The sequence below is a fragment of the Streptomyces sp. NPDC005899 genome (assembly GCF_040629645.1).
In the GTDB taxonomy this organism is placed as follows: domain Bacteria; phylum Actinomycetota; class Actinomycetes; order Streptomycetales; family Streptomycetaceae; genus Streptomyces.
The window spans coordinates 1-9,818 of the sequence record NZ_JBEXWB010000244.1 but is presented as its reverse complement, the minus strand read 5'-3'; the positions used below and the strand labels follow the sequence as shown (position 1 = coordinate 9,818).

Below are 9,818 nucleotides of genomic sequence, written 5' to 3'. Positions count from 1 at the left end.
GTGTGGGGGGCGGGCCTTTACCCCCCCCGCGGCGGGCCCGTGGTGTTTGGGCGGGTGTGGGCGGGGGGGGGGCGCCGGGGGGGGGGGGGGGCGCTTTCCCGCCCGCCGGCGGGGGCGCGGGGGCCCCCCCGCCACGGCCGCCGGCTGTCGGACGACGATCTGCGGGCCGAACCACGGCTGGCACCCCTGTTGGCCCGTGCCGGGTGGCAGCCAGTCTCGTACACGGACGAGGACGACCGCTTCCTCGCGCTCGCCGTGCGTACGGGCTGAGGCGCCTCCGTCAGAACGGACTTCCGGCGACCGCCCGCACGAACGCGTCCGGGCGGTCGAACATCAGGGTGTGTCCCGCACCCGGCACGGTCTCCACCCGCACTCCGGCCGCCGCCAGCTCCCGCGCACCGGGCAGTTCCCCGCTCAGCTCGCCCTGCAGGAAGACGCGCTCCGCCGTCGACGCCATGAGCATCCGGCGCATGGTGGGGTGGGTGCCTCGCACCAGTGCGCACGCCGAGCGGTGCAGTGCCAGCGGATCGGTGAGTCTCATGGTGGCGGCCCACAGCGGACCGACGCCCTCCAGCACCCGGGCGAATCCGCCGCCGTGGACGAAGCCGTCCTCCGGCCACGAGGCGATGACGCTGCTCCCCGCGGTCGCCGGGGGGAGCGGGTCCAGGTTGGCCTCGGTGAGCACCAGGCGCCGCACCAGATCCGGCCGCCGGTGTGCAAGCACGATCGCGACAGCGCCCCCCATGCTGTGGGCCACCAGGTCCGCGCCCCGGACCCCGGCCCCGTCGAGGGCCGCGGAGAGCGCGTCGGCGTGCTCCTCCAGGGAGTAGCCGAAGTCCTGTGGGCGGTCGCTGATGCCGTGTCCGGGCAGATCGACGAAGAGCGAGCGCCGCGCGGAGAGGGCGGGATGGGCCGCGATGTGGGCGTGATAGGCGGCGGAGGCGGCCCCGAGCCCGTGCACGTAGACGGTGGCGGCATCGCCGGCTCCGGGGGACCCGCCGGACGCGGTCCAGCGGATCCGGCTGCCCCGGCTGTCGAACCGCGCCTCGAACACCGCTTCCTCCCGAGCATCCGTACATCCGTCGTCGTCCGCCCGAGAATACATCGCCACCGATGTACCACTGGGACGTTGTACTACGCATGAAAGGCCACGCCGCGCACCTGAGGGACAATGCGGGAATGCTGGAGCTCGCCCTTCTCGGTTTCCTCTACGACACGCCTCTGCACGGTTACGAACTGCGCAAACGCGTCGCGGCGCTCATGGGACACGTGCGGCCCGTCGCCGAGAGCACGCTCTACCCGGCCGTCAAACGGCTCGAGAACGCCGGACTGCTGGCACGTGAGACGCAGCCGGGCTCCGCCGCCGCGCCCCGTCACGTCCTCACGCCGACCGAGCAGGGCAGGGCGGAGCTGCGGCGCCGCCTGGCGGAACCGGCCGAGGCGGACATCACCGACGAGAACCGGTGGTTCGTGCTTCTGGCGTTCCTCCGCCACCTACCCGACCCGTCGGCCCAGGCGGCCGTCCTGCGACGGCGGCTGGCCTTCCTGGACGAACCCACGAGCTTCTTCTACGCCGGGGACCGGCCGCTGCCGGCGGAGGAGCTCGACGACCCCTTCCGCCGGGGCATCCTCACGATCGCCCGGGCGACCACCACGGCGGAGCTGCGGTGGCTGCGGACCACCCTGGACTCACTCGGCAGCGCCCTCTGACGTCCGGCCTCGCGCGACCGGACAGCCTCGGACGCCCGGCGTGGGGAACGTACCGAGTGCGGCGACCTCGTAGCCGTCGGGGTAGCCCTTGATCTCGGGGTTCTGCCGGGCGTAACGCGGGGTGGAGCGGGGTGGCATGAGCCGAACGGCGCGAGCCCTCAGCCGGAGTGCCCCGCGGGTCAGCCCTCGCGCGACGCGGCCCGGACGCGGGTAGCGGAACGCCCGCAGCAGTGTGTCGTCCAGCAGTGCGAGGCTGGCCGCGCGGACGACCGGCGCCAGCGGTCCGGGGTACCAGGAGCCCATCAGGGCCAGGGTGGCGTCGGACACCGAGCGGGCGCCCGCGTCCCAGCCGAAGTGCTCCTCCTCGTAGCTGTCCAGTGTGCGCTCGAACTCCTCGTACGTCCGGGGCACGTCCTTGATGCCCATGTGGGCCCCGAGGGTGCGGTAGTAGGCGGCGAAGGCGCGCAGTTCGTGTCCGGACAGCCTGCGCCACCCGTACGTGTCGAGCCATCGCTTCGGCGTGACGACGAAGGTGCACAGGACGTAGCGCATGTCGTCGTTGCTGATGTCGTAGCTGCGGTGCATCCGGTTGATGCGCCGGACGGCCGTGCGCCCCTCCTCGCTGTCGAAACCGTGCTCCAGAACGGTGTCGAGCAGGAGGGCGGTGTCGTCGTACCTCTTCTGCGGACGTTCCGTCAGCTCGCCCGTCACGGCGAGGAGCCGGCCGACAGCAGGCACCGCGTAGGTGCGGTACAGGGCGAGTTCGAGAGCGCGGGTGATGTCCCAGGGGAACTCGTAGGTGACGGTGAGCCGGTAGATCTCCAGGAAGTCCCGGTCGGGGTCGAGCCGCAGGATCTCCTTGAGCCGCTCGTACCGCTTCAGCATGCCGTTCCCCCTCCAGAGCCGGAGGTACGACCCTACGGCCGGCGGCTCGCCCCGCACACCACCGCACGGGCGCACTCCGGCGTGCCCCGGCGCCCTCCGCGCGCCGGGGGCGGTGCCGCGCTCGCTCGTCAGGGCCTCGACGGCGACGTTACCGAGTAGCTAAGGTGCGCCGACGGGCCGGGTGACGGCCGACGACCGAGTGACGTGAGTGGAGGAGGGTGCTGTGACCGGGACGGACGACACGGTCACCGACGACGCACTGTTCGTGCTGACGGCGGTGCTGCTGACCCCCGCGCAGTTCCCGAGCGTGCTCGGCGACGACTATGTCGCCGCTTGCGCCGTGCTGGGCCTCGAGCCCTATGCCGAGGGGTACGGCCTCGTCCTCGGCCAGGACGGTACCGGCGCCCGCTGGACGGTGGTCGTGGACGATGTCTCGCTGGTGGCGGTCGCCATCGCTTCCTGGGACTGCGGCATGGAGTACGACCTCTCGCCCGACGACCGCTCGGTGGTGTGCGCCCTGCCCGGCTGGCCACTCGCACTGGCGGTCGCCGCGCCGGGCGTCCCCGCGCCCCATGACCCCTTGCCGGATCCGGCGGCGCAGGGCGCCGACCCGGCACCACTGGCGCCACCGGACACCGGCGTCTGGGGCCCGGCGCAACGGCGTATGGGTGCGGACGCGGTCGCCGCGCAGTGGGCCGCCTGGCGGGAGCAGGTCGACGACGGTACCGCCTTCGGCCGTCCCGGCGGCGAGACGGCGGACGGCGGGAGCGCCGAGGAGGCGCGGCCCGGGCAGCCGGCCGCGGGCTCCGGGGACGGCGACGGGGAGGCGGCCGCCTCCGTGCGGCACCCCGGCGTCCGCAGGGTCCTCGCGGAGGCTCGGGCGTATGTGTCCGACCCGCCACCGCCCGGGCGGATACGCTCGGCGTTCGCACCCGGCGGAGCCCGCACGCTGCGTGCCGACGGACCCGGCTGGTCCCTCGTCGCCCGCACCGACGACATCGCGTTCGTCCTGCTGGACGAGGAGCCGGGGGAGGTACTGCCGATCGGCCGGGGTGCCGAACTTCCCGGGCTGCTGAACTCCCTGGACGAGATGGCTGTCCGGCCCGCCTGAGCCCCCCGCCGGGTCGCCCCGTAGCCCGTCGGCACCGCTCCCCCCCCTCCTCGGGACACCGGCACCGCACCCCGCCTCGTCCGGGCGTGACCTACACCCGCTCCAGGCGCCGATGAGGGCCGTCGGGCAGCGCCGCCCGGACCGGATCGCCGGGCCGCACGACGCCGCCGGCCCTCACGACGCCCATGATCCCGGCCTTGCGGACGACGGCACCGTCCGCGTCGCGGCCGACGACCTGCCTGAGCAGTCCGTCCTGGAACCTGTCGATCTGCAGGCACGGATTGCGCAGTCCGGTCACCTCGACCACGGCCTCGTCACCGAGGTGGAGCAGTGTCCCCACGGGAAGGGCGAGCAGATCGATCCCGCTGGTGGTGACGTTCTCCCCGAGGTCGCCCGGTGCGACCTCGAAGCCCGCGTCCCGCAACTCGGAGAAGAGCTCCTGGTGCAGGAGGTGGACCTGGCGCAGGTTGGGCTGCGTCGGGTCCTGGGCGACGCGCGAGCGGTGCTTGACGGTGACGCCCGCGTGGACGTCACCTTCCACGCCGAGCCCGCCGAGGAGCCTGATGCTGTCCCGGTTCGGCTTGGTGAAGGAGTACTCGCCGTTGCTGCTCACTGCCACGACCGTGCTGTTCAGCGCCCTATCTCCTTACGGGTGATCCTGCGCAGCCTGCGCCGCTGGGAGGGGTCGAGCATCAGGTAGCCCAGCGTGGGTACCCCCAGGAGGACGAGCAGCGACCACCAGAAACCGATGAACGGAATCAGGACGACTGCCGCGACCACTCCCGCGATGGCGACTTTTGCACCGTTCGACATGATCTTTGCCTCCTTCGCGGCCCGAGCCGCTTCTGTGGGGAGAACGCACGCGGCCGCCCATCGGTTCCGGCGGGCGGCCGCGTTCACCGCAGTGGCTCCCCGACCTCGTGCATGTGCTCCAGCGCCTGCCGGTAGGACTCGACGAGGCCGGTCTCCGCGTACGGCATCCCGATCGCGGCGCAGTGGGCCTTCACCAGTGGTTGCGCGAGCCGCAGGTGGGGGCGGGGCATGCTCGGGAAGAGGTGGTGCTCGATCTGGTAGTTCAGGCCGCCGAGGAACCAGTCGGTGAGGAAGGCGCCCCGCACGTTGCGCGAGGTGAGCACCTGACGTTGCAGGTGGCCCCAGCGGTCGCCGTCCGGGTCGGGCATCTCCATGCCCTTGTGGTTCGGGGCGAAGGCCATACCCAGGTGGAGGCCGAAGAGAGCGTGGTGCACGAGAGCGAAGACGACGGCCTTGCCGGGCGACATGGCGGAGAGCAGCAGTGCCGCGTACAGGGCGAGGTGGCCGGAGAGCAGCAGCCCCGACAGGGCACGCTCACGCGCGGGCTGGCGCCGCAGGAACTGGAAGCCGTAGATCTTGAGGGCGATGCCTTCGAGGAGCAGCATGGGGAAGAAGAGCCGCGCCTGGTTGCGGGTGAGCCAACGGGCGAAGCCCTCGCGTTGCGCGGCCTGTTTCTGCGTCCACACCAGTGCGCCGACTCCGACGTCGGGGTCCTTGTCGATGTGGTTGGGGTTGGCGTGGTGGCGCACGTGCTTGTCGTTCCACCACGCCTCGTTCATCCCGAGGAGCAGGTTGGCGTGCACCAGCCCGATGATCCGGCTCGCCTCGCGGTCGCCGGATATCTGCGCGTGACCGGCGTCGTGGCCGAAGAAGGCCGTGCGGGTCCACAGGACCGCCAGCGGCAGCGCGAGGAGCAGGGTCCACCACGTGTCACCGAGGAGCACCATCCCGGTGCCCGCCGCCGCGAGGGCGACCAGATTGGCGGCGATGCCCGCCGCGTACCAGCCTGTGCGGCGTTCGAGCAGACCTTGGCCCCGGACGGTCCTCAGGAGGGGCGCGAAGTCGCTCCCGGTGGCCTTGGTACCTTCCGGGTTCCCCGAACTCTCGCTCGCGATAAGGGCGTTCGGCGTAACGATGGCTACCGCCTGGGGCATGACGTCTCCGGTTTCCGGGCTTCTGCTGACCTTGTCGAACGTACGGAGAAGGGGCCTGCGGCAGCCATGGCGCCATCACCCCGGTCGTGCGGGGGTAAGCCCCCGTGCCCGGCGGTGGCGCGGGCCGCACCCCACGCTCCGGAGGGCAGGGACGAGTGGGACGGACGACCGCGCACCACCCCCGGGACGGGCCGGGGTGGAGTACCCTCGGCGACCCCGGGCCAACTAGTCAAGTTTGAGGAATCTGACATCGCTGTGCACAGACTCCCTGCGTCGACCATCGACGAGATCTCAGAACTGTCCCGCTGCTCCGCGGTCTTCCTCCCCGCCGATCCCGCCCGTGCCGGCCGGATCGCGTTCTGGAACCCGGACGGCAGCGCCCCACCCGGCGATCATGGGGTCCTGGCTGAACTGACCGTCGTCGGGAACGACCTTCTCCCCCGCCCGGTACCGGCGTTGTCCATGCCCGTGGACGACGCCCTGCCCGTTCTGACGCGGGCGCGCACCGGCGCTCACGCCTCCCCGGCGGTCGCGTTCTGGGGCGCCGCAGGAGTGCTGGCACTGCAGCTCCTGGCACGCGGACTGCTGCTGCCGGGGCTGAGCGCGACCGACCACGACGCCTGGCGTGCGGGGCCGCTGGGCGAGGAGGACGTGGAACGGATCCGGGTGCTCTCCGCCTCCATGCCCCCGACCGCCCACGCGGTGCCGCTCGACGTGGCCGGGCCGGTGACGCTGGCCGAACCGGAGTCGCTGCTCCGGGCCTTCCTCGACGCGGTCGCCGACGCGCTGCCGCGCTCCCCGGCCGCCGCGCTCGTCACGGGCGGACCGGCGTTCGCGGCGCGGGCGCCTCACCACCTGCCGGGGCTGCGCCCCTGGGCGGCCGATGTGGCGGCGGGACACGACTCGGGTGTGCGGCTGTCCCTGCGGGTCGAGGTTCCCGGACTCGTGGAGGCGGACCCGGAAGCCCCGGAGGCGGGCAGTGGCCCGACGTTCCGCGCCGTCCTGCAGGTGCACAGCGTCCAGGACCCGGGACTGGTCGCCGACGCGGCGGACGTCTGGGCGGGGAACGGCCCCGCGGCCGCGCGGTTCGGTCCGCGTGCGCGTATGGACGCCCTGCTGGCACTGCGGCGTGCCGCACGCGCGTGGCCGCCGCTGGCGCCCCTGCTGTCGGCTCCGGTCCCGGACGCCGTCGAACCGGCCGACGAGGAGATCGCGGAACTGCTGGGCCCCGCCGCCCGGGCACTCGCCGCGACGGGCATGCGGGTGCACTGGCCCAAGGAGCTCGCCAGGAAGCTCACGGCCCGCGCGGTGATCGGCCCGTCGGGAGGTCAGGACAGCTCCGGGGACGGCGGCACGGGAACTCGCGCCGACACTTCGGGGGCGCCGTCCCTCCTGTCGTCGGACGCCCTGCTCGCCTTCGACTGGCGGTTCGCGCTGGGCGACCGGCAGCTCAGTGGTCAGGAGCTCGACCGGCTGGCCGAGGCCGGCAGGCCGCTGGTGAGACTGCGCGATCAGTGGGTGCTCGTCGATCCCGAAGAGGCTCGGCGCGCCCGCGAGTCCCGCGACCGCAAGGTCACGCCCATGGACGCCCTGAGCGCCGTGCTGACCGGCAGCACCGAGATCGACGGCCGGCGGGTGGAGGTGACGGCCACGGGTGCGCTCGAACGCCTGCGGGAGCGTCTCGCCGACCCGGAGTCGCGGGCGGCACGGACGGTCGCCCAGCCGGACGCCCTCGCGGCGGACCTGCGCGACTACCAGCTGCGCGGCCTCGACTGGCTGCACACCATGACGTCACTCGGCCTCGGAGGCTGTCTCGCCGACGACATGGGGCTGGGCAAGACGATCACGCTGATCGCCCTCCACCTCCACCGGCAGGGCCTCCCGTCGGAGGCGGGGCCCACGCTCGTCGTCTGCCCCACCTCCCTGATGGGCAACTGGCAGCGTGAGATCGAGAAGTTCGCACCGGGCACGCCCGTGCGCCGCTTCCACGGCCCGTCACGCTCCCTGGAGGACGTGGGCGTCGGCGAGTTCGTCCTGACGACGTACGGCACCATGCGCATGGACACGGCCCGGCTCGCCCAGGAGCCCTGGGGCCTGGTCGTCGCCGACGAGGCGCAGCACGTCAAGAATCCGCACTCGGCGACCGCCAGGCAGTTGCGCACGATCGGGGCTGGCGCCCGCGTCGCGCTCACGGGCACGCCCGTGGAGAACAACCTCTCCGAACTCTGGGCGATCCTCGACTGGACGACCCCCGGGCTGCTGGGCCGGTTGGGAACGTTCCGCAACCGCTACGCGAGTGCCGTCGAGCAAGGCGGCGATCCCGCGGCCGCCGACCGGCTGGCCGCGCTGGTGCGGCCGTTCCTCCTCAGGCGCCGCAAGTCCGACCCCGGCATCGCCCCGGAGCTGCCACCCAAGACGGAGACCGATCACACGGTGTCGCTGACGGCCGAACAGGCGGGCCTCTACGAGGCGGTGGTGCGCGAGACACTCGCGGAGATCTCCTCCGCGGACGGCTTCGCCCGGCGCGGACTCGTCATGAAGCTCCTGACGGCGCTCAAACAGATCTGCAACCATCCCGCGCAGTACCTCAAGGAGGACCGTCCCCGGGTCACAGGCCGCTCGGGGAAGGTGGAGCTGCTCGACGAGCTGCTCGACACGATCCTCGCCGAGGGCGCGAGTGTCCTGGTGTTCACCCAGTACGTGCGGATGGCGCGGTTGCTGGAAGGTCATCTGGCGGCCCGCGGAATCCCCACCCGGTTCCTGCACGGCGGCACTCCCGTCGCCGAACGGGAGGCGATGGTGAACCGCTTCCAGGCGGGCTCCATCCCGGTGTTCCTGCTCTCGCTGAAGGCGGCGGGCACGGGGCTGAACCTGACGCGCGCGGAGCACGTGGTGCACTTCGACCGCTGGTGGAATCCGGCGGTCGAGGCGCAGGCCACCGACCGGGCGTACCGGATCGGGCAGACGCAGCCGGTGCAGGTGCACCGACTGATCGCCGAGGGGACCGTCGAGGACCGGATCGCCGACATGCTGGCCCGCAAGCAGGGACTCGCCGACGCGGTGCTCGGCGGTGGCGAGGGCGCCCTGACCGAACTGACCGATGCCGAGCTGGCCGACCTGGTCGGGCTGCGGGGGAACACACGATGACCGACGCCCACACGCCGGAGCACGCCCATGACGAACCGGAGCGCACGTTCGCCGCGTTGCCGCCCGCCCCGGGGCGCGCGTTCGCGTCGTCGTGGTGGGGACGGGCATGGCTCAAGGCCCTCGAGGACACCGCTCTGGACGGTGCGCAGCTCAAGCGGGGGCGCGGCCTGGCCCGTGAGGGCAGGGTCGGTGCGGTCTCGGTCCGTCCCGGCCGGATCACCGCGGTGGTCCAGGACCGTGACTCGACCACGTACCGCAGTGACGTGCTGCTCCAGCCGCTGAGCCGGGAGGATTGGGACCGGTTCCTGGACGTGGCGTCCGAGCGCGCCGGTCACATCGCCGCGTTGCTCGACCGTGAGATGCCTCCGCTTCTCGTGGAGGACGCGTCGGCGGCCGGTGTCGATCTGCTGCCCGCGATCGGTGACCTGGAGCCCGAGTGCGGCTGCGAGGCGTGGGACCACTGTCCGCATACCGGCGCCCTGTGCTATCAGGTGGCCCGGCTGCTGGACCAGGACCCCTTCGTCCTCCTGCTGCTGCGGGGGCGCGACGAGCGGCGGCTGCTCGACGAACTGCAGGTGCGCAGCGCCGCCCGCGCGACCGGCTCGGTGGGAGACGCGGCCGGCGGTGGCGCGGCCCCCGGCACACCCCGCGGTGTCCGGGCCGACGAGTCGTTCGCGGCCCGCGACATCCTGCCGCCGCTGCCCCCTCCCCCGCCACTGCCCGACGGGCCGGGGACCCCGCCGTCGCTGGACACGGAGACGGAGCCGGTCGCGGGCGTCGATCCGGCCGCGCTCGAGTTCCTCGCGGCCGACACCGCCGTGCGGGCCTTCGTCCTGCTGACGGACGCCCTCGCGCACGGCCACGGGGAGCGGCCCCCGCCGTCCGTACTGACGCCGGAGCAGGACGCGGTGCGGCTGGCCGCCGATGCCCGGCCCTCCTCCGGCGCGGTGGCACGCCTCTCCGCCGCCACGGGACGTCAGCCGGCCGCGTGCGGCACG

The 9,818-nt window shown here is 73.0% G+C and carries 9 protein-coding genes and 1 pseudogene; 5 read left to right on the top strand and 5 right to left on the bottom strand.

Annotation, left to right across the window (positions count from 1 at the left end):
- Positions 1–129: 129 nt before the first annotated feature.
- Positions 130–270: pseudogene (locus tag ABZ371_RS23370) on the top strand (SAM-dependent methyltransferase); the annotation flags it as partial.
- Positions 271–280: 10 nt separating this feature from the next.
- On the opposite strand, the gene ABZ371_RS23365 reads toward ABZ371_RS23370, so the two are convergent.
- Positions 281–1,054, bottom strand: coding sequence for an alpha/beta hydrolase (locus ABZ371_RS23365; RefSeq protein ID WP_358682882.1), 774 nt, complete (start codon positions 1,052–1,054; stop codon positions 281–283).
- A 125-nt stretch (positions 1,055–1,179) separates the two neighbouring features.
- Between ABZ371_RS23365 and ABZ371_RS23360 the strand changes: the two genes are divergently transcribed.
- Positions 1,180–1,710, top strand: coding sequence for a PadR family transcriptional regulator (locus ABZ371_RS23360; RefSeq protein WP_358682878.1), 531 nt, complete (start codon positions 1,180–1,182; stop codon positions 1,708–1,710).
- On the opposite strand, the gene ABZ371_RS23355 is transcribed toward ABZ371_RS23360, so the two are convergent.
- Positions 1,690–2,595, bottom strand: coding sequence for an oxygenase MpaB family protein (locus ABZ371_RS23355; protein WP_358682876.1), 906 nt, complete (start codon positions 2,593–2,595; stop codon positions 1,690–1,692). The two genes, ABZ371_RS23360 and ABZ371_RS23355, sit on opposite strands and share 21 nt — an antisense overlap.
- A gap of 223 nt (positions 2,596–2,818) precedes the next feature.
- Between ABZ371_RS23355 and ABZ371_RS23350 the strand changes: the two genes are divergently transcribed.
- Entirely contained in the window at positions 2,819–3,706 is an 888-nt protein-coding gene (locus tag ABZ371_RS23350; protein ID WP_358682874.1) for a hypothetical protein, read from the top strand.
- 91 nt (positions 3,707–3,797) lie between these two features.
- Here ABZ371_RS23350 and ABZ371_RS23345 read toward each other — a convergent pair whose 3' ends face one another.
- From ABZ371_RS23345 to ABZ371_RS23335, 3 genes are all read right to left on the bottom strand, one after another.
- Complete coding sequence (locus ABZ371_RS23345) at positions 3,798–4,340, bottom strand: MOSC domain-containing protein (protein ID WP_358682880.1); 543 nt, start codon at positions 4,338–4,340, stop codon at positions 3,798–3,800.
- Positions 4,337–4,519 (bottom strand): hypothetical protein, encoded by a 183-nt coding sequence (locus ABZ371_RS23340; RefSeq protein ID WP_358682872.1) that lies wholly within the window; start codon positions 4,517–4,519, stop codon positions 4,337–4,339. Before ABZ371_RS23340 ends, ABZ371_RS23345 begins: the two co-directional genes overlap by 4 nt.
- A gap of 83 nt (positions 4,520–4,602) precedes the next feature.
- Positions 4,603–5,673: an acyl-CoA desaturase gene (locus ABZ371_RS23335; RefSeq protein WP_358682870.1), complete on the bottom strand. Its 1,071-nt coding sequence runs from the start codon at positions 5,671–5,673 to the stop codon at positions 4,603–4,605.
- Between the two features lie 255 nt (positions 5,674–5,928).
- Here ABZ371_RS23335 and ABZ371_RS23330 point away from each other — a divergent pair, with 255 nt between their 5' ends.
- Together ABZ371_RS23330 and ABZ371_RS23325 are read left to right on the top strand one after the other, a co-directional pair.
- A complete protein-coding gene (locus tag ABZ371_RS23330) occupies positions 5,929–8,820 on the top strand; it encodes a DEAD/DEAH box helicase (RefSeq protein ID WP_358682868.1) in 2,892 nt (963 codons plus the stop codon).
- Positions 8,817–9,818 (top strand): SWF or SNF family helicase (locus tag ABZ371_RS23325; RefSeq protein ID WP_358682866.1); only part of this gene is annotated, 1,002 nt, incomplete at its 3' end. The genes ABZ371_RS23330 and ABZ371_RS23325, both read left to right, overlap by 4 nt.